This window comes from Exiguobacterium sp. s146, from assembly GCF_018618415.1.
GTDB lineage: Bacteria > Bacillota > Bacilli > Exiguobacteriales > Exiguobacteriaceae > Exiguobacterium.
Window position 1 is genome coordinate 239,916 of the sequence record NZ_JACSMA010000001.1, and the last position, 26,050, is coordinate 265,965.

Sequence of the window (26,050 nt, forward strand, 5' to 3'; positions counted from 1 at the left end):
GGAATCCGGGAACACATAAATGATGCGTCGGGCGGACTGCTCGGCGTTTTTTTGAGAAAGGATGAATGTCATGCCTACGATTCTCGTCGTCGAAGACGATGCTAAAATTGCCAGACTACTCGAACTCGAACTCATGCATGCCGGGTATCAGGTCGAAGTGGCCCATGACGGACGGGCCGGACTCGACCGAGCGCTCGCCGGAGGGATTGACTTGATGTTGCTCGACGTCATGTTGCCACAGATGAGCGGACTCGAAGTCGTGCGCCGCGTCAAAGAAGAGCAACCGCTCCTCCCTGTATTGATGGTGACGGCACGCGGGGACCGCTATGACAAAGTGAGCGGGCTCGACCTCGGGGCCGACGATTACATCACGAAGCCGTTCGAGATGGAAGAGTTGCTCGCGCGGATCCGGGCGTTCTTACGGATGCGCCAACACGTCCAAGTCGATACGAGTGAACGGGTCCTCTCTTATGAAGGGTTGACCGTCGACGTCAATCGCCATGAAGTGATGTATGAGGGGCAAAAAATTGACTTGACCCGACGTGAGTTCGATTTGCTCGTCTATCTGCTCGAACATCCCGAACGCGTGCTCACACGCGACCAACTCGTCGAACACGTCTGGGGATTCGATTATTACGGGGACACGAACGTCGTTGATGTGTACGTCCGCTATGTCCGGAAGAAACTCGGTGGCTCTTGGATTCAGACGGTCCGAGGCGTCGGCTATATGTTGAAGCGTGGTGAATAAGGTGAAGCTACGGACGAAAATCGCCTTGGCGATGGCGGGGTTCATGTTGTTCCTGCTGATCACCTCGTTCGGTGTCGCCTGGCTCGTATCGCGCCAACAGATCGTCGACGCTCGTTATGATGTTTTGCGCCAGGCGCTCAGCCTGCTCGAGGAAGACGAGCGGAACCAACAAGCCGTCTTGTCGTTGCACGAGGACAGTGTCGTGCTCGAACGGCAGGCGAACGGCGATTGGGGCATCATCGGCGGACAGGCCGATGGCGCTCTTCGATTCCCGGTCAATTTCGGGGAACCGGCGCTCGTCGATGATTGGTTCGTCATCGCGACGTCGAATGGGCTTGGTTACGCCTTTCAAGACGCGGCCGTCAGTGAGACGCTGCGGACGCTGGCGACGATTTTCCTCGTCATCTTCCTGATTGCCGTGGCGGTGACGTTCCTCGGCAGTTTGTGGATCGTACGCCAAGGGCTCAACCCATTACGCCGTCTCGAATCGACGATGGAACGAATCACCGAGTCGGGTACGCTCGAGACAATCGATGTCGGCAAGGACAAAGATGAGGTGTCGACGCTCGCGACGGGCTTCAACCAGATGATTGCGCGGGTCGAAGGGTCGATGGAGCAACAACGACGTTTCGTCGCCGATGTTTCACATGAACTGAAGACACCGCTCACCGTCATCGAAGGGTACGCCAAACTGCTTCGGCGCTGGGGACAGAGCGACCCGGCCGTCCGTGACGAGGCAATCGATCACATCTTGACCGAGTCGCGGCAAATGCGTGAGGACTTGATTGAACCGATGCTCGAGTTGAGTCGCTTCTCCTCGCTCGAAGACGTAGAGACCGAAGCGATTACCTTGACCGAGCTGGCCGAACAGTTGACCGAGCGATTCGAACGATCGCACGGTGTCCACGTGCCAATTGAAGCGATGGGCACATGGCGCGGGCATCGCGATTCGTTGCAACGGCTAGTCGTCATCTTCATCGATAACAGCTTGAAGTATGCGACCGACACGCGCGTGACGATGACGCCGAACCGCATCGAAGTACGCGACCATGGGACGACGCTCAGTGAGGAAGACCGGGCGCGGCTGTTCGACCGCTTCTATCGACTCGATGAGGCGCGAGACCGGAGCGGCAGCGGACTCGGCCTCGCCATCGCCAAAGAAGTGGCGGACTTGAACGGATGGACGGTCGGCAGTTATGCGAACGCGCCGGACGGCAGTGTTTTTTACGTCACAACATGACAAATCTTTCGCAGATTCTCATCATTTTCTAATGGAATCCTCGTGGTGCTCTAAGGTCACCGTTCTATGATGAAGATGTAGAACAAGTTCACCACATGAAACGAGGAGGAGACATCATGAAATTAATCGGATGGATTTTAGGAGTCGGGTTGGCGGTACTAGCCGTCGCCGGGATTGGGTTGTATGTCGCGAACGACAAGACGGACACGGTCATCGTCCCACGGGCGGTCGATAGTGTGAACAGTGGAACCGATGATGCCGCAAACGACGCGCAAGATGACGCGAGTCAAGAGGCGGCCACATCGTCAGAAGGGTCAGCGTCGAGCGATACGCCGGTCCGCTCGGTCGATGACGATGATTATGAATTGTATGGGACCCTCGTCAGCTTATCGGACCGTGACGTGACGATCAGCTTCAGCGGTAAAGAATCGACGTATCCGCTCGCGGCCCGTCATGAGATTGACGACGATACACCGAAAGCCGGTGACCGCGTCAAACTCGAATTCAATCAAAACGAAGAAGTGAAGGAAGTCGACCGTGAAAGTGATGACTTCGACATCTATGGCACGTTCGTCAGCTTGTCGGACCGTGACGTGACAATCGAGCGTGACGGCAAGTCAGAGACGTTCCAACTCGCAAGCCACTACGAAATCGATGACGAGACGCCAAAGGCCGGTGACCGCGTCAAACTCGAGTTGAACCTTCAAGAACAAGTAAAAGAGATTGAGCGTGAAGATGACCGGGATGACCAGGACGATCAGGATGATCAAAACGACGATCAAAATGATGACGACCAAGATGACGACCGTGACGATGATCAAGATGATGATCGCGACAACGACTAACAAAATGCCACGCAAGTGGCATTTTTTGTTTATTCTTATATCAAAAGTCGTAATTATTATTGTATGATAAGGTGAAAAAGAAAAATTTAGGCGATTTAACCAAATAAATGTGAAAGGAGGGGACGGGATGAAAAACGCAATCGGTCTGATAAGTTTGGCTGCCGTACTATTAAGTGGTTGCGGGGCTAATGAAATCAATGCGCTCAATTTACGACCGCTGTCGACGTATGCGATTCAACAAGACCGAGACGTTCCGTTGACGTCCGCGTTGAAAACGCGACTGTTATCTTACTGTGAGCGACAACCGACAGACGTGTTACCGACGCGTCGGGCCGAACTGGCGGCCATCACATTCCGCCACCCCTTCTATGATGAATTGGGCAGCAAGACCGTCAAATATTGGGGGAGCGGGGACGAGCGTTACGTCTCTTGTTTGAACAGCACCGAACAAAACGAGCGTGTTTTCCGCACGGGTGCACTCGATGCGTTCGAGTCTGTAACCGCGTTAGAACCGCGGGAAGTCGATGTCGGGAACACGTTATCGTTCGTTCCTGAACCGGATGTCGCGACAGTGACGAGTGTTTTCGCGGTCAATAAGACGCATGAGACGATTATTCCCGGTTCGATTTTCCGGTACCATACGCCGGACCGAGGGGCGCTCCACGTCACCTATCAGGTTTATCAAGGCGGTGCCGAGACGGGGCAACTGATTGAGCCAGGCCTGTTCGTCTTCGAGAGCGGCAAAAATGAAGGCGTCGCGTTCTTAACCCAGTTGGCGGACCGTCGGATCACGCTTCAAATGGGAACTCAGCAGGCGTGGGATCGCGCCGTGTTACCCGATTCGCTTTCGGGCGAGTATGTGCAAATCGACTCGAGGGAAGGGATTTTCAATTTAGATACCGAGGGTCGGCGTCTCTTGAAACGAATCGTGCTCGCGGATGAGCCGATTAAGGATGTCTCGCAACACGACTCTGCCGCACTGTCTAGCCGATACGGGACTGTGATTGAAATATGGGGGACCGTCCAACGACCGGGCGCCGGTGAATTGACGATCACGTCGGAGCAAAAAGAGGCGATGCGGTTGGCGACGTACGAGACGGAGACGAAGACGGTCCACCTCGGTGGCCCGAACACGCGTGAACTGTTCAAATTGTTGTCCCACGTACAGACGACGAGTGCCGCACCGACAGGCGAACGGCGAGGGACGCTCGCATTGTATGAGCAGTTGACCGAGCAACGGTTCGACGTTTGGATGGAAGAAGGGAAAGATTCCCTCCAACTGATGGACGTCGAGACGAAGCGGGTCTATTTGATTGATCAACTGGAATTTGAGGAATTGCTCGACACTGACATATGAACGACAAACTAATTACTCTTCCCGTTTCATGACACTTTCATGTCGTGAGACGGGTTTTTGTTGTCAAATTGACACTATGTTTTCGTAAAAAACTATCCTATAATTTTTTTTGCGAAGGTTCAACATTACATACACGAATCCGATACATCCATAAAACACACAGCACTAACCTTCTCGTCACTTGAATATCAGAAAAGGGGGAGCAACGAGACACAATTCCATTCAACCATCATCGTCCGTCACCACGTTTTGTCAATCATCAAGAGAGGAATAGGTAGTGAAATTGAAAAAGTTAATGATGTCTCTAACGGCAGTGTTGTTGATTGTTAGTTTGAGCATGTCTAAAACGGGGGCAGAAACCATGAACCCACTCGACGGTGTGAAGAACTATCAAGTGTATTATGGCCATCCAACGGCAGCGATTTTAAAAGATATGCAAAACTATGACCTCGTCATCATTGAGCCGCTCCATTACACGAAAGCGCAAGTGGAGCAAATCAAAGCACGCGGGACAAAAGTACTCGGATATATTAGCGTCATGGAAGTCGCGACATGGAACACGGGTCTCATGTCAAAACTTCAGTCAGGTGACTTCTTTACGCGTAACGGACAACGTGTCCATTACTCGGAATGGGATTCGTACTTGACGAACATCGCTTCACCGCACTTCCAAGGGTTACTCCTCACGGAAATCCAGAACCAAGTCGTTGCCAAAGGCATCGATGGCGTGTTCATGGATACGGTCGGCGATATCGATAACGAACATTTGAACAACCCGACCGTGCTCAAGCAGCAACGTGACGGACTCGTCAACTTCTTGAAACAAGCACGTGCCCGCTATGGCGATCTCGCCATGGTCCAAAACTGGGGCTTCGACACATTGGAAACGTCAACGGCACCTTACGTCGATGGCATCATGTGGGAGAGCTTCAACGCCGACACAATCAAGAGTGACGCTTGGTCACAAAACATGATTAAGAAATTACAAGCGGTCGACGCGAAGCATTCGGTCAAGACGCTCACGATTTCGACACGTCTCAGCGCGGATAGCCATAAACTGGCCAAAGATTCTGGATTCATCCACTTCCACGAAGCGGATGCTTATGTGAACTGGAATGCCGGTCTCGTGACGCGCACACAGGATACGGCGCCGACACCGGCACCGGTCGCAGTAGCACCTTCAACAAAGCCAGCTGAAACGACAACGACGAAGCCGGCTACGACGACAACGACGAAGCCGGCTACGACGACAACGACGAAGCCAGCTGAAACGACAACGACGAAGCCAGCTGAAACGACAACGACGAAGCCAGCTGAAACGACAACGACGAAGCCGGCTACGACGACAACAACAAAACCAGTAACCGAAACGACGCCAAAGCCTGTCGCAAAACCAGTCTCAGCACCGAAAACGGATGCCGCGACGGAAAAGCCGACTGAGTCGAAGCAAAAAGCCAAAGCGAACTGGAAGCAAGACAAGAAAGAGAAGAAAGAGAAGAAGGCGAAAAAGCATGCCAAGAAACATGCTAAAAAGCATGATGCCTCAGCACAGCACAAGTCATTCAAAGGCAAGATGTGTGGCAAAGTGAAGCACCAGACGGCCGGTTTTCTAAAATTCTTCAAATTCTAATCGAGGCGTCACCTGAACCCCGAAGGATCGATTCCGTTCCTTCGGGTTTCGTCTGACCTCTTCAAAAACAGAAGTTGACCCTACCTTTCTCAGAAAAGTTAGGGTACAATGCTCAAGAGAGATTGAGAGAGGAGTGAAGCATGATGGGCAAAGTACACGTTTATGACCACCCATTGATTCAGCACAAGATGACGATTATGCGTAAAGTAGAGACGGGGACGAAACAGTTCCGTGAACTCGTAGACGAGGTTTCGTCACTCATGGCATATGAAATTACACGCGACCTTCCGCTTACTGATGTGGAAATTGAGACACCGGTCTCTGTATCGACACAGAAGATGATCGCCGGCAAGAAATTGGGAATCGTCCCAATTTTACGGGCAGGCCTCGGCATGGTGGATGGCTTCCTCAAGATGATGCCGAACGTCAAAGTCGGTCATATCGGTTTATACCGTGACCCAGAGACGCTCGAGCCGCACGAATACTATCTCAAGTTACCGACGGACGTCACAGAACGTGACTTCATCGTCGTCGACCCGATGCTCGCGACAGGCGGTTCAGCAGCCGACGCTATCGCCGCGCTTAAAAAGCACGGTGCCAAGTCGATTAAGCTCGCTTGCCTCTGTGCAGCCCCTGAAGGTGTGGAACGTGTTCAAGCCGAACACCCGGACGTCGAAATCTATCTCGCCGCACTTGACGAGAAGTTGAACGACCACGGCTACATCGTCCCAGGACTCGGTGACGCAGGTGACCGTCTGTTCGGAACAAAATAAGCTAAAACCCGATGAGAGGATCCTAGTAATCCTCTCTTTTTTTGTGGGAATGTGCACCATCGATTCAAATTAATGGTAAGGTTCATCTCTTTCAAGACGGTCGTTTGCTTGAATGTCTTCTTCACTTGTTTGAACTCGATCATGCAGTCACCCTTTTCAATAATTATTTTCACATAATCTTATATGCCCGTTGTCAGGTGATTGTAAACATTATTTTCAAAAAAGGAGTTTGAATGTCTGATAAAGTGGGGACTATTATTTCCCTTTTTTATTCGAAATAAAAAAAGAGAGGAAGACACTTGTAGCCAGTGTCTTCCTCTCCTTTGGTTAAATCGCATGATGGTCCATCGCCTCGACGAGCAAATCGGCCAAATGGACGGCGCGCATCGAGTCGGTCCCATGTTCTTGAATCCCGAGCTGCATCTGCATGTGACAGCCCGGGTTTGATGTGACGATCGTCTGAGCCGCGGTCGCGTTCACGTGTCCCATCTTCATTTCGAGAATATCGTTCGCGATGACCGGTTGTAACAAGTTATAGACGCCGGCCGAGCCGCAACAATGGTCGGCATGCTTCTGTTCGATATAGACGGCGCCTTCAATCGCCTGTAACAAGAACCGTGGGGCGAGCGCCCCTTTTTGCACGTTGCGCAAGTGGCACGAGTCTTGATACGTGATGAGTTGTTCCGGCAGGGCGAGCGGTACGCGGTCGAGGAAGCCGACCTCAAGCAAGATCGACGCGAAGTCTTTAATCTTGGCTGTGAATCGTTCGGCCCGTTCGGCCCATTCTGGATCGTGTTTCAACAGATGGTCATAGCCGACGAGGAACGCGCCGCAACCACCAGCGTTCGTGATGATGTAATCGACGTCCTCTGCTTCGAACGCCGCAATGTTCTGCTTGGCGAGCGTGACGGCACCCGTCTGTTCACCGGCATGGCCATGCAACGCGCCGCAACACTGTTGCGCGTTCGGGATGACGATGTCGCAACCCGCCGCTTGAAGCAGCTTGATCGTGTTCGCATTCGTCTCATAAAACATCGTGTCCATCAAGCAACCGCTGAAGAAGGCGACCCGGGCCGTCGTTGCGCCGGTCGCTTGAATCAGTTCGGGGCGTCGCTTCCGTTCCGTCTTCGGCGGAACCGTTGGTAAGATCGTCTCCATCTTCTGCAACTGGTCCGGGAACCAATCGAGAATGCGGAGCTTATGCGTCAGCGTCTGGACTCCTGACTGTTGATAGAAGCGTAGCAAGCCCGTCGCCGTCTCCATCTTCGCCTTGTTCAAGAACAGGCCGTCAAAGACGACTTTCCGGACGAGACGTTCGCGGACCGGCATCTGCCCGGTCGCGCGTTTATGTTCGGTGATGGCGGCGCGGGCGTCCTCGAGCAGGACACTATAGCGCACCCCGGCCGGGCATGCCGGCTCGCAGGCGAGGCAGCCGAGACATTCGTTGAGCGTCTTCTCGACGCCCGCATCCGGTTCAATCAATCCGTCGACGACACCTTTCATGATGGCGATACGACCGCGCGGGGAGGCCGACTCGTCTTTCGAGCGGATGTACGTCGGGCACGTCGGCAGGCAAAAGCCGCAGCGCATGCAGCCGAGCATCTCTTCATAGTCGAGCTTGTCGGTCATGCGGGTGGCGAGTTCGGGCGACTGCTTCATGATTGGCCTCCTTGGACGATCCGTTTCTTCGCCGCTTTGGCGAACATCTTCTGCGGGTTCATGATGCCGTGCGGGTCGAAGGCGAGTTTGATGCCTTTCATGACGTCGATTCCGGCCGGTCCGAGCTTCCATTCCAGATACGGGGCTTTCATCGCCCCGACGCCGTGCTCGCCGGTGATCGTCCCGCCAAGGTCGAGCGCGGCGGCAAAAATATCGGCGAACGCCGCCTCGACGCGTTCCATCTCCTCATGATTCCGGGCGTCGGTCGCGACCGTCGGATGCAAGTTGCCGTCCCCGGCATGGCCGAACGTGGCGATTTGAATGTCATACGCCCGTCCGATCGCTTCGATGCGTCGGACCATCTCGGCAATCTCGCTCCGCGGCACCGTCGCATCTTCTAAAATCGTCGTCGGACTGAGCCGGGCGAGGGCGGACAAGGCAATCCGTCGGGCGTAACGCAACGTTTCGGCGTGCGCTTCGTCACGGGCCACTTCGACCGATAAGGCGCCTTCGGCTAAACAGACGGCGTGCATCGCCTCGATATCTTGTCGGACGACGTCACGCGGGCCGTCCTGTTCTAATAGAAGGAGAGCGCCCACGTCTGTCGGCAATCCGATGTTCGCATATGCCTCGACGACCTCAATCGTCTTCTTGTCCATGAACTCGAGTGTCGCCGGAATGACGCGGTTCTCGATGATGCGGCTCACCGTTCGGGCCGCGCTGTCCAAGTCCTCGAAATAGGCAAGCATCGTCTGTTTCATCTCGGGGAGCGGGATGAGCTTGAGCGTCGCTTGTGTAATGACGGCGAGCGTCCCTTCCGAGCCGACGAGGAGACGGGTTAAATCATATCCGGCCACGTCCTTGGCGAGCTTTCCGCCCGTAAGGAGCACGTCGCCGTTCGGGAGCACCGCCTCGAGCGCGAGCACGTAATCGGCCGTCACGCCGTACTTCAACCCGCGTAACCCGCCCGAGTTCTCACTAATGTTCCCGCCAATCGTCGAGATTTTCATCGAGCTCGGGTCCGGCGGATAGAACAGGCCTTGCGCCTCGACGGCTTGGGCCAAGTGGGCGGTGATGCAACCCGGTTCGACCGTGACCGTCAAATTCTTCTCATCGATCTCAAGGATGCGGTCCATATGCCGGAAGTCCATGACGACACCACCGGAGAGTGGCGTCGTCCCACCGGCAAGGTTCGTCGCCGACCCGCGGGGGACGACCGGGATGCGGTGTGCATGGCACAATCGCAGTACGGCCTGTACATGTTCGGTCGAACGGGGAGCGACGATGGCATCGGGCATCGCTTGATAGTTCGGTGTCGCGTCAAACGAATAAGCGAGTCGGGTCGTCGGGTCTGTGAAGACGACATCGTCACCGATTTCCTCGCGTAATTGATTCATCCAGTCCATGGTAGTTCCTCCTCACACGCATCAAAATGCTCACGATGCGGGCGTCGGTTTCGAAAGTCACAAAATCGACACATTTTTAGATAGCGCTTACATCGTAATCGTAGCCATTCGAACTGGTATTGTCCACCCATTTCGGCTTGATGGGAAGGGATTTCCAGACGCGTGGACGGTCAAAAACGTCCTGTGAGATTCATCACTACAAATTCGTCAGAACCCCTCGACACGACAAAAAGATAATCGGTATACTGATACAGGACGATGAAAACGATTTCAAAATCGGGTCAACGTTCGTTTCAAAACCTTTTGTGAACGTAAGCCGTTTTTCATTGTGTTTTCCAAAACGTGGAGGTATAACTGAACTATTCTTCATCTGATTCGTAATATGAAATGTTATAAAGTCAACATTTTTATTTCACCGTTTCTTCATACTTTTTTAAAATTTAGCGATTTTAATTTAGTTTGTGAACTGCGTAAAAGCCTTGATACACCTTGATTTAAAGCGCTTTTATAATTGTGAAATTCATTGACTTCTTATGCCATTTCCAGTACTCTGAACTTGTGTGACTTTTGATGGTCACGCGAGTGTGAATTCGATCAAGAAGATGGAAAGCACGGCAGCTCGAAAGGGGGATTTGGATGACGAAAAAAGACAATCGTTACCTATCCTACGCCTCGCTCGCCTCTCAAATTTCGACCGCGCTCGCTGGACCGATCGTCATCGGTTATCTCGTTGGCCAATACGGGGCGAGACGTGAAATTTGGGGCACGTTCGGTTGGAATGTGTCGGTGTTTCTGGGCATGGCTCTCGGAATCACGGCGCTTGTTCTCACCCTTCGAAGTTTACTGACAGGAGAGGACGAATGAAGCTAGAACAAACGGAATTACAACAAGTGCAGGCAGACAGAAAAGCACAGAAGCAGTTGATGAAACGCTATACGAAGTGGTTTAGCGGATGGTTCGCCATTCTCCTAATCGGAGCGCTCATCGTTCCTATGTACAAACCGATGTTTCTCGGCTTGTTCCTAGGCGGGGTCGCCAGTCTCATTATTCTACATATGCAGAATCGAAGCGTCATACGGATGTATGATGTCATCGAACATGGACGACGCCCAAAGTCGCACGGGACTGTTTCAAGAATGGCAGTCGGTGCACTAGCCGTGATAGTCGGTCTCTTTTATGAGGATCGAGTATCGCTGATTGCGGTGGTAACTGGTCTAATCGCCGGCCACATCATACAATTTGGCGAGTTCACACTTGCCCAGCTCAGCAGGAAAAGAGGTGAATACTAATGGGTCATGAGTTTCCCACATATTCTCTACAACTCGGAGATTATACGTTATATGGGAGCTGGACGAACGTCATTACGGTGCTGATCGCATCACTACTCGTATTTACGTTTGCCGTTTGGGGAACGCGACGCTTGGCTATGAAGCCGACCGGTAAGCAGAACTTAATGGAATTCTTCGCAGAATTCACACGCGGGATTATCTCGAGTGCGATGGACTGGAAGACAGGTGGCCGTTTCATCGGGTTTGGAATGACGTTGATTTTGTTCATTCTCTTCTCGAACTTGATGGGTCTACCGTTTAACGTCATTTCTGGTCACTATCTATGGTTCAACTCACCGACGGCCGATCCTTACGTCACGTTGGCATTGTCGACACTCGTCGTTGCAATGTCGCACTACTACGGCGTGAAGCTACACGGTTTGAAGCACTACTCGGCGGAATTCGTGAAGCCGGTCTGGTTCTTATTGCCGATCAAGCTCATCGAGGAGTTCGCGAACACCTTGACGCTCGGTCTGCGTCTTTACGGTAACATCTTTGCCGGTGAAATCATGATTACCATCATCTTGGGACTCGCAATTACCGCAGAAGGGGCACTTAACCCGCTCGGTGCTGTGTTCGCAGTTCTCCCAATGATTTTATGGCAAGGCTTCTCAATCTTTATCGGGGTTATCCAATCCTACATTTTCCTGACGCTTGCAATGGTGTACATCGGGCATAAAGCTTCTGCCGAGCATTAATTCGGGCAGGTCTCGCCAAAGCGTTGAACAAAAAACTATTTACTTAACTTTTAGGAGGAATATACACAATGGAACAACTCAATCTTCTCGCAACAGCACTCGTTATCGGTCTTGGAGCACTCGCGGCAGGTATCGGTAACGGTCTTATCGTATACGGAACAGTACAAGGACAAGCACGTCAGCCAGAACTCAAAAACGAACTTCGTCAAACAATGTTCATCGGTATCGGTTTGGTTGAGGCCCTCCCGATCATCGGTGTGGCTGTCGGTTTCCTTCTCCTCAACTCTTGATTACGAGTTAACGAGAACAACGTAAGAGGGAGCGTGTCTCCCTCACTTATTTAGTCAAGAGGAGGGTATGCATGGATACGATGATGATTGCAGCTGGTGCTGGCGGCGAAGGCCTCCGCATCCTGGATATGATCTTTACACTTTTCACATTCCTCGTACTCTTGGCCCTGTTGAAGAAATTTGCTTGGGGACCACTCCTTGGAATGATGAGACAGCGTGAAGAGTATGTAGCGAACGAAATTGAGCTCGCTGAAAAGAGCCGCAAAGATGCGGAAACATATGTAGTTGAACAACGTGACGCGCTCAGCGCAGCACGTACAGAATCGAAAGAAATGCTTGATTCAAGCCGTCGTCAAGCAGAAGCGGAACAAGCACGCTTGGTGGAGCAGGCGCGTTTGGAAGCCGAACAAATTAAAATCGAGGCGGGTAAAGCGATCGAACGTGAGCGTGAGCTCGCGAAACAATCGCTCCAGACCGAAGTCGTCACACAGGCGCTCTCGGCCGCACGCCACGTCCTTCAGTCAGACCTTAAAGGCGACGAAGCGAAACAACGTGCCCTCGTTTCAGACTTCCTGTCTAAAGCGAAAGGTGCTAACTGATGAACACATCGTTAGCAAAACGCTATGCCAAAGCGCTCTTCGACTTAGCGCGGGAACAAGGCACGCTCGACCAAGTCGAAGCGGAAGTGCGTCTGCTCGATGAAGTGCTCCACGCGACTCCTGAACTTGCGAATCTCTTAGAGAATCCGGCAATCAGTGACAGCGAGCTTGCACAGCTTTTAACACATAGCTTTGGTGACATGACAGATATCGTGCTCAACACACTTCTCGTCATGGTCGAAAACGACCGTGCGAGCGAAGTTCGCGGCTTGTCGCGCTACGTCCTTGATTACATCAACGACTACCGTGGCATCGCCGAAGGGTTCGTCACGAGTGCTTACCCGTTGTCGGCAACAGAGTTGAAAGAAGTCGAACTCGTCTTCGGTCAGAAGATGAACAAGACGCTTCAATTGAAGAACGTCGTCGATGAAGACGTCATCGGTGGACTCCGTGTCCAGATCGGCTACACGACGTATGATGACACAATCGAAAACAAACTAACACGCCTCGAGCGTGAATTGTTGAATGCGTAAGAAATAGGGGTGAATTCAATGACGATCAAAGCTGAAGAAATCAGCGCCCTGCTAAAAGAGCGGATCGCTTCGTACGGTTCTGAAATCGAAGTCAGTGAGACAGGTACAGTCATTCAAGTAGGTGACGGTATCGCTCGTGCATACGGACTCGATAACGTTATGGCGGGGGAACTCGTAGAGTTCTCTAACGGCGTAATGGGCTTGGCGCAAAACTTAGAAGAAGGTAACGTCGGGATTATCATCCTTGGCGACTACAAAGGCATTAAAGAAGGCGACTCGGTAAAACGTACGGGCCGCATCATGGAAGTTCCAGTCGGTGAAGCGCTCCTCGGACGCGTCGTCAACCCACTCGGACAACCAATCGACGGTCTCGGACCGATCGTGACGGACACATACAACCCGATCGAGCGTAAAGCTTACGGCGTTATGGCCCGTAAGTCAGTTCACGAACCGCTCCAAACTGGGATTAAGGCGATTGACGCCCTCGTACCAATCGGTCGCGGTCAGCGTGAGCTCATCATCGGTGACCGTCAAACTGGTAAGACTTCGGTCGCAATCGATGCGATCATCAACCAAAAAGAAGAAAACATGATCTGTATCTACGTCGCCATCGGTCAGAAAGAATCGACTGTGCGTGGCGTAGTTGAGACGCTCCGTCAAAACGGCGCCCTCGATTACACGATCGTTGTTTCGGCATCGGCTTCACAGCCAGCCCCACTTCTTTACCTCGCACCATTCGCTGGGGTATCGATGGGTGAGTACTTCATGGACCGCGGACAACATGTCCTCGTCGTGTATGATGACCTCTCGAAACAAGCGGCAGCTTACCGTGAGCTCTCGCTTCTTCTCCGCCGTCCTCCAGGCCGCGAAGCCTACCCAGGGGATGTCTTCTACCTCCACTCACGCCTTCTTGAGCGTGCGGCGAAGTTGAACGACGAACTCGGCGGCGGCTCGTTGACAGCACTTCCGTTCATCGAGACACAAGCGTCGGATATCTCGGCTTACATCCCGACGAACGTTATCTCGATCACAGACGGTCAAATCTTCCTTCAGTCGGATCTCTTCTTCTCAGGGGTACGTCCAGCGATTAACGCCGGTCTCTCGGTATCGCGTGTTGGTGGTTCGGCTCAAGTGAAAGCGATGAAGAAAGTTGCCGGTACGCTCCGTCTTGACCTCGCGTCATACCGTGAGCTCGAAGCGTTCGCCCAGTTCGGGTCGGACCTCGACAAAGCGACACAAGCGAAATTGAACCGTGGACAACGTACCGTTGAAGTCTTGAAACAAGACTTGAACGCACCGCTCTCGGTCGACAAGCAAGTTATCATCATCTACGCACTCACGAAAGGTCATCTCGATGACGTCCCAGTTGAAGACATCCGTCGTTTCGAAAAAGAAATGAACGCATGGCTCGACCAAAACCGTGCGGACCTCTGCCGTGAAATCCGTCAAACAGGAAACCTTCCTGCTGACGAGGCGATGGTCGATGCGCTTACGGAATTCAAAAAGACGTTCTCGCCATCGGTTTAATCCGGTGACGAGCGTCTATTAAGGTGGTGAATCGAAATGGCATCATTACGTGAGATCCAGATGCGGATCACCTCGACCCAAAGCACGAAGCAAATCACGAAAGCGATGAACATGGTGTCGGCCTCGAAATTGAACCGCGCTCAAGGGAGCAACGCCAACTTCAAGCCGTACATGACCAAGTTGCAGGAAGTCATCTCGTCGATTGCCGGCGGTACTTCAGGCGCAACACACCCGATGCTTCAAGTCCGTCCCGTCAAACGGACCGGCTATATCGTCATCACGTCAGACCGCGGACTTGCTGGTGGATACAACGCCAGCGTCCTTCGTGACGTGTATCGCGAGTTGAAAGCCAAACACGATTCAACAGACGAGTACCGTCTGTACGTGATCGGGAAGGTCGGCGTTCAGTTCTTCAAGGCCCGTAACATTCCGGTGTACAGTGCCATGACAGGATTAAACGACCAGCCATCATTCGTTGAAGTCGCAGAGATCGTCAAACAGACGGTCGGCGCGTTCAGTGAAGGCGAGATTGATGAATTGAAGCTCTGCTACAACTCATTCATCTCTGTCATCAGCCAAGAAGTGAAGATCGATCGATTGCTTCCGCTTGGGAATATCGAACAGACCGCATCCAATGTGATGTATGAATACGAACCAGAAGAAGAAACGATCTTAGCAGCGCTCCTCCCGCGTTACGCGGAAGGACTCATCTACGGCGCGCTCCTCGATGCGAAAGTATCGGAGCACGCGGCTCGGATGACGGCGATGTCGAACGCGACAGACAACGCGGATGAACTCATCCGTGGACTCAAGCTCAAGTTCAACCGCGCGCGCCAAGCGGCGATCACACAAGAAATCACAGAGATTGTCGGAGGTGCGGCTGCGCTTGAATAAGCGCCCGTCCTCTAGATTGTAGGAGGCTAACACGATGAACGAATACGGCATGAAAGGCCGCGTAGTCGCAGTCATGGGCCCAGTTATCGACGTTAAGTTTGACAACCACTTACCGAACATCTATAACGCCCTTAAAGTCACACACGTGGCTACATCGGCACAAGATGTCAGTGTCGACTTGACGCTTGAAGTGGCGATCCACCTTGGCGATGACACGGTCCGTACGATTGCGATGGACTCAACAGACGGCGTTCGCCGCGGCATGGAAGTACTTGACTTAGGTTCACCGATTTCAGTACCGGTCGGAGAAGAGACGCTCGGTCGTGTCTTCAACGTACTCGGTAACCCGATTGACGATAAAGAAGTATCACCGACAGTCCGTCGGTCACCGATTCACCGTCAAGCACCGACGTTCGATGAGTTGTCAACAAAAGTTGAAATCTTGGAAACAGGAATCAAAGTCGTCGACCTTCTCGCACCTTACATCAAAGGTGGTAAAATCGGCCTCTTCGGTGGTGCCGGTGTAGGTAAAACCGTTCTCATCCAGGAACTCATCAACAACATCGCGCAAGAGCACAGCGGGATTTCTGTATTCGCAGGAGTCGGTGAGCGTACGCGTGAAGGAAATGACTTGTTCCACGAGATGACGGACTCAGGCGTTATCAAGCAAACGGCGATGGTCTTCGGTCAGATGAACGAACCACCGGGCGCACGTCTTCGCGTAGCCTTGACTGGTTTGACAATGGCAGAATACTTCCGCGATGAGCAAGGACAAGACGTTCTTCTCTTCGTCGATAACATCTTCCGTTTCACACAGGCAGGTTCTGAGGTTTCGGCCCTTCTCGGTCGGATGCCATCTGCCGTAGGTTACCAGCCGACACTCGCAACAGAAATGGGTATGCTTCAAGAGCGGATCACGTCGACGGCTAAAGGATCGGTCACATCGATTCAAGCGGTTTACGTACCAGCCGATGACTATACTGACCCGGCTCCAGCGACAACGTTCGCTCACCTTGATGCAACGACGAACTTGGAGCGTCGTCTTTCGGAGATGGGGATTTACCCAGCCGTTGACCCGCTCGCATCGACTTCACGTGCCCTCTCGCCTGACATCGTCGGACCAGAGCACTACGAAGTAGCTCGTAACGTGCAGCAGACGCTTCAGCGTTACAAAGAACTTCAAGATATCATCGCAATCCTCGGTATGGACGAGTTGTCTGAAGACGATAAGCTCACGGTTCACCGTGCCCGTCGTATTCAGTTCTTCTTGTCACAAAACTTCCACGTGGCTGAGCAGTTCACAGGCCAAAAAGGTTCGTACGTACCAGTTAAAGAGACAGTCCGTGGCTTCAAAGAGATCCTCGATGGTAAACACGATGATCTTCCAGAAGATGCATTCCGTCTCGTTGGTCCAATCGAAGACGTCATCGAAAAAGCGAAGACGTTGGTCTAAGACCTACACGGAAGGGGGAAACTAGACGATGAATACTCTTCACGTCAACGTCGTCACCCCGGATGGTGCAGCCTACGAGGGCGAGGCACGGATGGTGATTGCCAAATCGGTGACCGGTGAACTCGGTATCTTACCGAAACACATCCCGATGGTGACACCGCTCGATATCTCGGTCCTTAAACTGCGCCACGAAGATGGTGGACGTACGCTGATCGCACTCAGCGGCGGTTTCATGGAAGTTCGTCCCGACACGGTGACGATCTTAGCTGAAACTGCCGAAATGGCGGAAACAATCGACTATGACCGCGCTTCTGCGGCGAAAGTTCGTGCCGAGCGTCGTCTCCAAGACACGAAGCTCTCGGACCTCGAATTCCGTCGTGCGGAACTCGCGCTCAAAAAAGCGATTAACCGTCTGAGCATTCGCGATATCAAAGAATGACCAAACGCCTTTCCCGCATTTGCGGGGAAGGCTTTTTCTATGCCATTAGACCGAATAAATCGCGTTCCTTCATTATATATGGGTCTAAAGCATCAAAAGTTTTACGCCCAAATAGTGGAAGATAGGCGCACCTTATCCGATAATATAGGTGGGAACTACGGTAAAGGAGACAATGGGATGAAAGTTTATGTTGCGCGCCAACCGATCTTTGATCAAAAACTACGTATCTGTGGCTATGAACTGTTATATCGCCGCAGCGAGAAAAATATATTTGAACACGTCGATGATGCACTCGCGACCGCCGATGTGATTCATAACGCCTATCTCGTCTTCAACTTTCGGGAATTGACGGAAGGGACGAGGGCGTTCATCAACTTTCCGCAAAACTTGATTGAGAGCGAGGTCCCGGCCTTGTTGCCGCGGCAGACGCTCGTCGTCGAGGTGCTCGAACATGTCGAACCGACGGAGAAAGTGTTGGCGGCGTTGCGCTCGTTGCGCCGGAAAGGCTATACGATCGCCCTTGATGATTTCGTGTTCGAAGAGAAGTATCGGCCGCTCATCGGACTTGCCGATATTATCAAAATCGATTACCAGGCGACACCTATCGACCAACAGAAGCGGCTCATCGACGCACTCGGTCACCGGGTCGAATTTTTAGCGGAGAAAATCGAGACGCCGGCTGAATATGAGATTGCCAAGAAGCTTGGCTATCACATGTTCCAAGGCTATTTCTTCAGCCGGCCGACGGTCGTCCACGGCGCCGAGGTCCATCCGCTCCGGCATACGCTCACGGAAGTGTTGAAAGAACTCGATCGACCGGAACCCAACTTCCGACGCATCGCCAATCAAATCGAGCGAAGCGTCGACTTGTCGTATAAGATGTTGCGCTCGGTCAATACGGTGTATCAAAAAGGACGTCACACGATTCAATCGATCGAACAGGCCGTCGCGCGCATCGGTCTCGATGAGATGCGACGTTGGTCGTATTTGATGTTGCTGCGTGAGCTACAGACGTCCGAATCGAAAGAATTGATTAAACAGAGTGTCATCCGCGGCAAGATGATGGAACTGATTGCGGCCGAGACGCTGCCGAACGTGGCCGCGTTCGATGCGTTTATCACGGGCATCTTCTCGTCACTCGACGTCATTTTGGATGAGGCGATGCAGACGCTCGTCTCGGAGCTCCCGGTCGAACCAATCGTCAAGGCGGCGCTCCTCGGGGAAGACAACGAATTGCGCGGTTTGCTCGACACGGTACTCGCCTATGAACAGTTGACGGTGGACGTCGATGAGACGATGCCGGACTTGTCTCGTTACTATGTCGAGGCCATCCGTTGGAGCCAAACTTATGATGCTGAAGTGAATAATGTTTGAAATGTTGAAGGGACGTCAATTACTGTACTAAGGCCATGCGCCGATTGACGTTCCTTTTTTGTATGCGGTTTTTGGAGAGAAAGCGAGTTGATCGGATGAACCCATTCAGCCACTCATTTGAACGCTAAGTCTTTTTTTCTCTGACGCGTCGTGCTATGATGAAAAATGGTACGAAATTTTGAAAAGAGGGGAATCGTCGATGCTGAACACCGTATTATCGCTCGTCATCTACGTCGTAGCGATCTACGTCGCTTGGTGGGCGCTCATGCCGGTCAAATGGGACCGCTTGCTCAATCAAGTGAGGAGTCCGCAAGCTGCTGTCTTGCGCGTCCTCGTCGCCGTCGTCTTCGGTTCACTGATCGCCCAGTTCTTCTTGGAGTATATCCGATTGGCTCAGGCACTCGCACCATTACAGTAGGTAGGGAAATGATTACTAAACTGTAATCCTGCTGTAACGTATCGTATATGTTTATCGTGATAGGATAAATTCGTCTGACATGACGATCTTTTTCATCAGAATTTTATGATTGCTTTTATTCTTATTTTTCTCTCTGATGAGGCGTCACGTGATACAAACCATCATAGTAATCGACATAACCACATCCGGTAACGGATATCGACGTATAAAACAAAAAATCAACGAAGTTGGAGGACAAAGAGAGATATGAAGGATTTGATTGTAGTCCGTGGAGGACGTAAATTGTCAGGTACTGTGCGTGTTGAAGGAGCTAAAAACGCCGTACTCAAAACATTGGTTGCCACTCTTTTAGCAGGTGAAGGAAAGTCGGTACTTCAAAACGTGCCACGCCTCGCCGATGTGTACACGATTAACAAAGTGCTTCGTCACCTCGGTGCAGAGGTTTCATTTGACGAAGCGAGTAACGAAGTCACTGTCGATGCGTCGGGCACAATCAAAGACGAGGCACCACTCGAGTACGTTCGTAAGATGCGTGCTTCAATCCTCGTCATGGGTCCTCTTCTCGCTCGTCTTGGCCACGCACGTGTTGCGATGCCAGGCGGATGTTCAATCGGCTCACGTCCGATTGACCTCCACTTGAAAGGCTTCGAGGCGATGGGAGCGAAAACGGTCATCGGCAACGGTTTCGTCGAAGCTTCGGTTGACGGTCGCTTGAAAGGTGCGAAGATCTACTTGGACTTCCCATCTGTCGGTGCGACAGAGAACATCATGATGGCTGCCGTCCTCGCGGAAGGCACGACAATCATCGAGAACGTCGCTAAAGAGCCTGAAATCGTTGACCTCGCCAACTTCTTGAATGGTATGGGCGCACACGTGCGCGGTGCCGGTACAGAAACGATTCGCATCGAAGGTGTCGACAAGCTTCATGGCGCTGAGCATTCAATCATTCCTGACCGCATCGAAGCCGGTACGTTCCTCGTCGCAGGAGCCATCACAGGCGGCGACATCGAAGTCATCGGTGCTGAGCGCGAGCACCTTCGCCCGCTCATCTCGAAGATGGAAGAAATGGGTGTCAAATTCGAGGATACAGCAGAAGGCATGCGTGTCATCGCACCGGACGAGTTGAAGCCGGTCGACGTGAAGACGATGCCACACCCTGGTTTCCCGACAGACATCCAAGCACAAATGATGGCGCTCGTCTTGAAAGCTGGCGGCACATCGGTTATTACGGAAACAGTATTTGAGAACCGCTTCATGCACGTGGAAGAGTTCCGCCGCATGAACGCTGACATCAAAATCGAAGGCCGTTCGGCCATCATCAAAGGCGGCGTTCGCCTCCAAGGTGCTGAAGTCGTCTCGACGGACCTTCGTGCCGGTGCTGCGCTCGTCCTCGCTGGACTCATCGCGGACGAAGAGACACGCGTCGGCGATCTCTACCACATCGACCGTGGCTACGTTGACTTCCACAAGAAATTGCAAGCTCTCGGTGCAGACATCGAGCGCATCCAAGGGAACGTCGAAGTTGCCGAAGAAATGGTTAAGAACTAATTAATAGACTCATAGGAGCGAGGAGAGACTCTTCTCGCTCTTTTCAATGAAGTAACGAACGGAGGAACCTACACACCATGTTTTCAAAAGATATCGGGATTGATTTAGGAACAGCAAACGTCGTCATCCACGTCAAAGGTCGAGGCATCGTCCTCGACGAGCCATCGGTCGTTGCCATTAAGCGTTCGACAGGGAAAGTACTCGCTGTCGGGACGGAAGCGTATCAGATGGTCGGACGTACACCAGGTGACATCGTCGCCATCCGTCCACTCCGTGACGGCGTCATCGCCGACTTCGCGACAACCGAAGAGATGCTACGTCACTTCGTCGAGAAGATTCAGGTCCGCGGTTTCTTCGGCGGCATCCGTATGCTTATCTGTACGCCGGCGAACGTGACACCGGTCGAAGCGAAAGCGATCCGTGAGGCGGCCGAGAAGGCCGGTGCGAAAGAAGTCTTCCTCGCCGTAGAACCGAAAGCAGCAGCCGTCGGTTCGGGCATGGACATCTGGAAGCCGGTCGGTCATATGATTGTCGACATCGGTGGCGGGACGACAGACGTTGCCATCCTCTCGATGGGCGATATCGTCTGCGGCGAAACGATTAAAATCGCCGGGGACCGTTTCGATACGGACATCCTCCGCGCCATCAAAGACAAGCATAAGCTTGTCATCGGTGAGCGGACGGCCGAGCAAATCAAGAAAGAGATTGCGACGGTCTTCCCAGGCGGACGTAACGAGACGATGGATATCCGAGGTCGTGACATGGTGCGTGGGCTCCCACGTACGGTAACCATCACGTCGGAAGAACTCCGTGAAGCGATGGCCGAATCGGCGAACGAGATCGTCGAAGCGACGAAGCGCGTTCTCGAACAGACGCCTCCGGAACTTGCGGCCGATATCATCGACCGCGGCATCATCATGACAGGTGGCGGCTCGCTCCTCCACGGCATCGATCAGCTCGTCGCCGAGCGTGTCGGTTTGCCGGTCATGATCGCCGAAGAGCCGACGCTTAGCGTCGCGCACGGCACGGGCATCATGCTCGAGCACTTGGATCGTTTGAAGTAAACAGATGAAGAGGTATGGCGTCTACAGGCGTCATGCCTCTTTTTGTGTTTAGGACTGTCCGAATTTTCTGGAAATGGATAGACTAAAAGGGGAGGGGTATTGATGAATCCATTGATTGAGCGATTGACGGCGAAAGGGGTCGGGGTCATCGAGTATGAGAATCAAGGCGAGCAAGCACGACAAACATGGAGACGACGTTTCATATCGACGGGACAGCAAGGACGCCTATGGCCATATTTGTGGGAGCATCTCGGCAATGAGGCGCTCTGTGGGGAAGAGGCCGATCTTGCCATGCACCGCGCTGCAAAATGGACGTGTCTTGTGTTCTTTCAGCACTCGGACGATGTCCTCGAGCTCGACTTGACGCAAGCCAAACCGATTGCGAGAAAAGACTTGATTGTCGCAACGATGGATTATGCGGACGTCTATATCGTCGACCCGGCGTATACGTGGACGTACGTTATCCCGCACCAAGCGGACTGGGGACCGTATTTTCTCACCAAATTAGGGATAAAAGGGGACGATTGAATGGCACGACCACTCACACTCATCACCGGCGTCAGCCGGACGCAAGGCATCGGGGCGGCCGTCGCCCGAAAACTTGCCGGGGCAGGCCATGACTTGTATTTGACGCACTGGACCCCGTTTGACGGGACGGACGGGGTAGGAGCGGAGCCAGAATTCATCGACGGCTTCGTCGACGAATTAAAGGCCTCAGGGGCCCGTGTCGCGCATGAGTCGTACGATTTGGCGTCTGGAGACGCAGAAGGGCTGCTCGACCGTGTCGAAGCGGCAATCGGTACTCCGAGCCGTCTGATTAACAACGCGACGTATGAGCGGCACGTGAGCGTCGATACGTTCACGTCGGAAACGTTACGTCGCCATTATCTCGTCAATAACGAAGGGACGCTCTGTTTGACGTTCGCCTTCATCGAACGTTACAAACAAGCGGGACATACGGACGGACGCATCCTGTTCATGGTGTCTGGGGGAGCGGATGCGTCCAACTTGGCCTATATCGCCACGAAAGGCGCCTTGATCGCCATCACGCCGGCACTCGCCAACGGGGCCGGGAAGTACGGGATTTCCGTCAATGCGCTCGACCCGGGGCCGACCGACTCGGGCTGGATCGATGACGCATTGCGGCAACAGCTCGAGCCACTGTTCCCACATGGACGCGTTGGCACACCGGAGGATACGGCCCGTTATATCGCGTTCCTCATGGGACCGGATGGGGCGTGGGTCAATGGGCAGCATTTGCACGTCGACGGCGGATTCGTCGGACGCTAAAAAGAGCTTGTCCCACGAATTGGGACAAGCTCAACTTGTGAACGAATCGATTCGCGAAACAGCGAGTCGGTTTGTTTTTTTGTATTCGATGCGAAAACACAGAAAAAACGAACAGCCACTCGGAAAGTGACTGTTCGCTCGTGTCGCTCATCCGGAGCGCCGGAGACTCCTGAGGGATTAGCGAGCGAAGGGAGACCCAGCAGCGACGCGAGTCGTGATGCGGCTCCCTGCTCGCCCCTAGGAAAGCGGAGGCGCTAAAAGGATGAGCGTTATAAGATGATAGACGACAAGCTCTTTTTCAATGCCACGTATAGTCTTTATCGACAAATAGACGAGCGTTCAATTCCGTTTGTGGGAATGGCTTACGCTTCGCATCCAGCCAGTCATAATAATCGCAGACACACGCATCATCTAAGTGGAGCGAATAACCGTTATTGATCGTCTGGACGGAGATGCTCAAGTCATACTCGGCGAGCGTCTTCTTCAAGCGGTAAACGAGGTTGTAGACGTTGTGGAGCGCACGCTGCGGCTCATCAATCTCCGGATAGAGCGTCTCGGCGATGAGCCATTTGTTGACGACTTTATCGCGATGGAAAATCAAGTAGGCGAACAGCTCCTCCGTCTTTTGCGTCGGCTATTTGACGAGATCACCGTCTTGCGTCTTGACCGAGAAATGGTCGAGACATTGAATCGAGCACGTGCGGTGATGTTCAGTCGCAAGCGTCTCCGCATATCGTTTCGACACGCGCGGGATGAGATCGTGAATCATCTGTTCGGTGATCGGTTTGAGCAGATAATGTGTTGCTTGGATATCGAACGCCTCGACCGCATATTTGCTGTGGGCCGTCGTGAAGACGACTTGGGTCGTCGCGGGCAAGCGTTTCGCAAACTCGATACCGGTCATTTGCGGCATCTCGATATCGAGGAAGACGAGATCGACTTCCTGGTCGGCTAAAAATTCGAGCGCTTGGAGCGGATCGTGGAACGACCCCATCCATTTTAAATTCGGTTCACATTGGACGAGGCGTTCCATCATCCTCAAAATATGGTGTTCATCTTCAATCAAGATCGTGCGCATCTGACTCGTTCATCCTTTCTTGTTTCGGGAGGCGTATAAAGACGTGCGTGCCGGCCCCGGGTTCAGAATTTAATTTAAATATGGCTCCTGGTAAATAGGCGATCCGATTTTTGACGTTCGGAATCCCGATTCCGCTAGGACGTTTTAAATGAGACGTTGGTTCGAAGCCGATGCCGTTATCGGCGATCCGGATTTCGATGGCATCGTCTGCCGACTGGACGGACAGCATGAGCCGTTTGACACCATCTTGCTTCATCAACCCATGCTGGACCGCGTTCTCGACGAGCGGTTGCAACAACAGCGGCGGAATTTGAGCGTTTAACGTCGCCGGATCGATATCTTTCGTGATCGTCAAGGCATCGTTAAAGCGTGTCTGTTCAATCATCAAATAGGAGTCGATGACCTCAAGCTCTTGCCCGAGCGAGATATCGTTTTCCGTACGGCCGTTCTCGAAGATAAAACGGACGTATGTGCTCAAATGACTGAGCAGGCGCGCCGCTTCGGTCGGTGCCGTGTAACAGAGGGCGATGACGTTGCCGAACGTGTTGTACAGGAAGTGCGGTTTGATTTGCGCGTTGAAAAACGAGATTTCGCTTTTTTGAGCAAATGTCTGCACTTCTCGCTTTTGCCGTTTATCCGTCGACAAATGAATCGGGAGTAGCGTGAACATGAGCAGGAAGTAAATGAGCGATAGGATGCTCGTGTACAGTTCCTGGTCCGGGTGATCAATCAGGGCGTTTAAAATCTGACCGATATAACCGATGATGAGCGCCACCGTGAACACTAAAAACTCGAACGGATACCCGTCATCTTTTCGTTCGAACAGCCAGTTGATGTTGAGGCCGGTCCAAAAGAACGTGATGAACAGGACATAAATCCAAGCGAACTGGTCGAACAGCTCATGGTAGCCGTAAGGCAATACAAGGGCAATCAGACTGAGCGCATAGAACGGGCACGAGACATATTTCAAGAAATACCGGAACGGGACACGCTCGAGTTTCAAGGCGAAATTGATGAGCATGGCGATGCTCAACAGCGCCGTAATCAAATTCAATTTATGGGCCGAGACATAAGTCATCCAAGGGATAATTTCGAATACAATCATCTGGTCGCTCGTCAAAAGGGAAACACTGACGAGCAAAAAGAAAGCGGCCCCGTACAGATAAAGCGCTTCTTTACGGTGGAACTGCCAGACGATGGCGTAGAACGAGAAAATGAGTAGTGAAATGAGAATGATGACAAACTCATAACTAAAGTATTTATTGTGATATGTCATCATATTACTAGTCGGACCGATGAGCACGCTTTCGGCAATACCGGTCGCAAGTTCGTCGGTCGCGGTCGTCTGAATCGTCAAGCGGAACGTCGGGGTATGCGTATCTAGCAGAACGAGGTAAGCATGCCGAGGATTTTCATCTGTCGATGCGTAGACGGGTGAGACGGTATTCCCATTAATGAGGAGGTTGACATGGGGGTGGTTACGTGGGACGCGTAGTGCATATTGTCCCGGTGGCAAGGTAATGTCAGCTTCATAGGTCGCCGTTTTATGTGGCGTCACATGCGGGATTCGTCGATAGGACTCACGGTCGACTTGATCGAGCAAGCTCGATTGAAATCGCCACGTGCCGTCGAGGCGCATGATTTGGTCGGTCACACTGGAATCGGTCAAATCGGCCGTTCCTTGTGAGACGGGGGCTGAATCGTCAATCGTTTGTCCTCGCGTCAAGGCTAGTCCGCCTCCGAGTACGAGAATCACCATCAACAGAATCAGCCCAATCGATTTAGGGGTCATCTGCATATTCCCTTCGTGTTTGTGAGTTTCTTGTGAGAAGTGAACGATATACTAACACTACTCACAC

27 protein-coding genes are annotated in these 26,050 nt (G+C 52.6%); 22 read left to right on the top strand and 5 right to left on the bottom strand.

What is annotated here, in order from left to right; translation table 11 throughout:
* Window positions 1–70 precede the first annotated feature (70 nt).
* The 6 genes from KNP83_RS01385 (at window position 71) to upp (ending at window position 6,593) form a co-directional block, all read left to right on the top strand.
* Window positions 71–748 carry a response regulator transcription factor gene (locus KNP83_RS01385; RefSeq protein WP_214759589.1) on the top strand — a complete coding sequence of 226 codons (678 nt, stop codon included), beginning with the start codon at window positions 71–73 and terminating at the stop codon, window positions 746–748.
* Between the two features lies 1 nt (window position 749).
* A complete protein-coding gene (locus tag KNP83_RS01390; RefSeq protein WP_214759591.1) occupies window positions 750–1,988 on the top strand; it encodes a sensor histidine kinase in 1,239 nt (412 codons plus the stop codon).
* A gap of 116 nt (window positions 1,989–2,104) precedes the next feature.
* Window positions 2,105–2,833, top strand: a complete 729-nt coding sequence (locus KNP83_RS01395; protein ID WP_251139145.1) for a hypothetical protein — start codon at window positions 2,105–2,107, stop codon at window positions 2,831–2,833.
* A gap of 127 nt (window positions 2,834–2,960) precedes the next feature.
* Window positions 2,961–4,190, top strand: coding sequence for a hypothetical protein (locus tag KNP83_RS01400; protein WP_214759595.1), 1,230 nt, complete (start codon window positions 2,961–2,963; stop codon window positions 4,188–4,190).
* A gap of 361 nt (window positions 4,191–4,551) precedes the next feature.
* Window positions 4,552–5,820, top strand: coding sequence for a glycoside hydrolase family 191 protein (locus KNP83_RS01405; RefSeq protein ID WP_214759597.1), 1,269 nt, complete (start codon window positions 4,552–4,554; stop codon window positions 5,818–5,820).
* Between the two features lie 143 nt (window positions 5,821–5,963).
* Window positions 5,964–6,593 (top strand): uracil phosphoribosyltransferase, encoded by a 630-nt coding sequence (upp, locus tag KNP83_RS01410; protein ID WP_021066126.1) that lies wholly within the window; start codon window positions 5,964–5,966, stop codon window positions 6,591–6,593.
* Window positions 6,594–6,920: 327 nt separating this feature from the next.
* Here upp and KNP83_RS01415 read toward each other — a convergent pair whose 3' ends face one another.
* The gene (locus KNP83_RS01415) at window positions 6,921–8,252 is read right to left on the bottom strand and encodes a (Fe-S)-binding protein (RefSeq protein ID WP_251139146.1); all 1,332 of its coding nucleotides are present in this window, start codon (window positions 8,250–8,252) and stop codon (window positions 6,921–6,923) included.
* Complete coding sequence (locus KNP83_RS01420; RefSeq protein ID WP_251139213.1) at window positions 8,249–9,649, bottom strand: FAD-binding oxidoreductase; 1,401 nt, start codon at window positions 9,647–9,649, stop codon at window positions 8,249–8,251. Before KNP83_RS01420 ends, KNP83_RS01415 begins: the two co-directional genes overlap by 4 nt.
* Window positions 9,650–10,294: 645 nt before the next feature.
* On the opposite strand from KNP83_RS01420, the gene KNP83_RS01425 reads away from it, so the two are divergent.
* The 16 genes from KNP83_RS01425 (at window position 10,295) to KNP83_RS01500 (ending at window position 23,113) form a co-directional block, all read left to right on the top strand.
* On the top strand, window positions 10,295–10,522 hold the full coding sequence (locus tag KNP83_RS01425; RefSeq protein WP_214759606.1) for a hypothetical protein: 228 nt from the start codon (window positions 10,295–10,297) through the stop codon (window positions 10,520–10,522).
* The gene (locus KNP83_RS01430) at window positions 10,519–10,947 is read left to right on the top strand and encodes an ATP synthase subunit I (RefSeq protein ID WP_214759616.1); all 429 of its coding nucleotides are present in this window, start codon (window positions 10,519–10,521) and stop codon (window positions 10,945–10,947) included. The genes KNP83_RS01425 and KNP83_RS01430 overlap by 4 nt, the downstream gene beginning before the upstream one ends.
* Window positions 10,947–11,684 carry a F0F1 ATP synthase subunit A gene (gene atpB, locus KNP83_RS01435; RefSeq protein ID WP_114165155.1) on the top strand — a complete coding sequence of 246 codons (738 nt, stop codon included), beginning with the start codon at window positions 10,947–10,949 and terminating at the stop codon, window positions 11,682–11,684. Before KNP83_RS01430 ends, atpB begins: the two co-directional genes overlap by 1 nt.
* A gap of 68 nt (window positions 11,685–11,752) precedes the next feature.
* Window positions 11,753–11,974, top strand: a complete 222-nt coding sequence (gene atpE / locus KNP83_RS01440) for a F0F1 ATP synthase subunit C (RefSeq protein WP_012727360.1) — start codon at window positions 11,753–11,755, stop codon at window positions 11,972–11,974.
* 71 nt (window positions 11,975–12,045) lie between these two features.
* Window positions 12,046–12,573, top strand: a complete 528-nt coding sequence (gene atpF, locus KNP83_RS01445; protein ID WP_131436383.1) for a F0F1 ATP synthase subunit B — start codon at window positions 12,046–12,048, stop codon at window positions 12,571–12,573.
* A complete protein-coding gene (locus tag KNP83_RS01450) occupies window positions 12,573–13,106 on the top strand; it encodes a F0F1 ATP synthase subunit delta (protein WP_114165154.1) in 534 nt (177 codons plus the stop codon). Before atpF ends, KNP83_RS01450 begins: the two co-directional genes overlap by 1 nt.
* Before the next feature lie 18 nt (window positions 13,107–13,124).
* On the top strand, window positions 13,125–14,633 hold the full coding sequence (gene atpA / locus KNP83_RS01455) for a F0F1 ATP synthase subunit alpha (RefSeq protein ID WP_114165153.1): 1,509 nt from the start codon (window positions 13,125–13,127) through the stop codon (window positions 14,631–14,633).
* Between the two features lie 36 nt (window positions 14,634–14,669).
* Window positions 14,670–15,527 (top strand): ATP synthase F1 subunit gamma, encoded by an 858-nt coding sequence (gene atpG / locus KNP83_RS01460; protein ID WP_214719348.1) that lies wholly within the window; start codon window positions 14,670–14,672, stop codon window positions 15,525–15,527.
* Between the two features lie 34 nt (window positions 15,528–15,561).
* Window positions 15,562–16,980: a F0F1 ATP synthase subunit beta gene (gene atpD, locus KNP83_RS01465; RefSeq protein ID WP_285801522.1), complete on the top strand. Its 1,419-nt coding sequence runs from the start codon at window positions 15,562–15,564 to the stop codon at window positions 16,978–16,980.
* A 28-nt stretch (window positions 16,981–17,008) separates the two neighbouring features.
* Window positions 17,009–17,419 carry a F0F1 ATP synthase subunit epsilon gene (locus KNP83_RS01470; protein ID WP_214759618.1) on the top strand — a complete coding sequence of 137 codons (411 nt, stop codon included), beginning with the start codon at window positions 17,009–17,011 and terminating at the stop codon, window positions 17,417–17,419.
* 177 nt (window positions 17,420–17,596) lie between these two features.
* Complete coding sequence (locus KNP83_RS01475; RefSeq protein ID WP_251139147.1) at window positions 17,597–18,793, top strand: EAL and HDOD domain-containing protein; 1,197 nt, start codon at window positions 17,597–17,599, stop codon at window positions 18,791–18,793.
* A 199-nt stretch (window positions 18,794–18,992) separates the two neighbouring features.
* Window positions 18,993–19,211: a DUF1146 family protein gene (locus tag KNP83_RS01480; RefSeq protein ID WP_021066143.1), complete on the top strand. Its 219-nt coding sequence runs from the start codon at window positions 18,993–18,995 to the stop codon at window positions 19,209–19,211.
* Window positions 19,212–19,457: 246 nt separating this feature from the next.
* A complete protein-coding gene (murA, locus tag KNP83_RS01485) occupies window positions 19,458–20,759 on the top strand; it encodes a UDP-N-acetylglucosamine 1-carboxyvinyltransferase (protein WP_021066144.1) in 1,302 nt (433 codons plus the stop codon).
* Between the two features lie 77 nt (window positions 20,760–20,836).
* Window positions 20,837–21,823 carry a rod shape-determining protein gene (mreB, locus tag KNP83_RS01490; RefSeq protein WP_021066145.1) on the top strand — a complete coding sequence of 329 codons (987 nt, stop codon included), beginning with the start codon at window positions 20,837–20,839 and terminating at the stop codon, window positions 21,821–21,823.
* A 102-nt stretch (window positions 21,824–21,925) separates the two neighbouring features.
* Complete coding sequence (locus KNP83_RS01495; RefSeq protein ID WP_214759620.1) at window positions 21,926–22,351, top strand: DUF4275 family protein; 426 nt, start codon at window positions 21,926–21,928, stop codon at window positions 22,349–22,351.
* Window positions 22,352–23,113, top strand: coding sequence for an SDR family oxidoreductase (locus KNP83_RS01500; RefSeq protein WP_214759622.1), 762 nt, complete (start codon window positions 22,352–22,354; stop codon window positions 23,111–23,113).
* Between the two features lie 298 nt (window positions 23,114–23,411).
* Here KNP83_RS01500 and KNP83_RS15025 read toward each other — a convergent pair whose 3' ends face one another.
* Genes KNP83_RS15025 through KNP83_RS01510 form a run of 3 tightly spaced genes read right to left on the bottom strand, consistent with a single transcriptional unit; the run spans window position 23,412 to window position 25,983 of the window.
* Complete coding sequence (locus tag KNP83_RS15025; protein ID WP_251139148.1) at window positions 23,412–23,714, bottom strand: helix-turn-helix domain-containing protein; 303 nt, start codon at window positions 23,712–23,714, stop codon at window positions 23,412–23,414.
* A gap of 33 nt (window positions 23,715–23,747) precedes the next feature.
* The gene (locus KNP83_RS15030) at window positions 23,748–24,191 is read right to left on the bottom strand and encodes a LytR/AlgR family response regulator transcription factor (RefSeq protein ID WP_251139149.1); all 444 of its coding nucleotides are present in this window, start codon (window positions 24,189–24,191) and stop codon (window positions 23,748–23,750) included.
* On the bottom strand, window positions 24,172–25,983 hold the full coding sequence (locus tag KNP83_RS01510) for a sensor histidine kinase (protein ID WP_214759624.1): 1,812 nt from the start codon (window positions 25,981–25,983) through the stop codon (window positions 24,172–24,174). The genes KNP83_RS15030 and KNP83_RS01510 overlap by 20 nt, the downstream gene beginning before the upstream one ends.
* Between the last annotated feature and the right edge of the window lie 67 nt (window positions 25,984–26,050).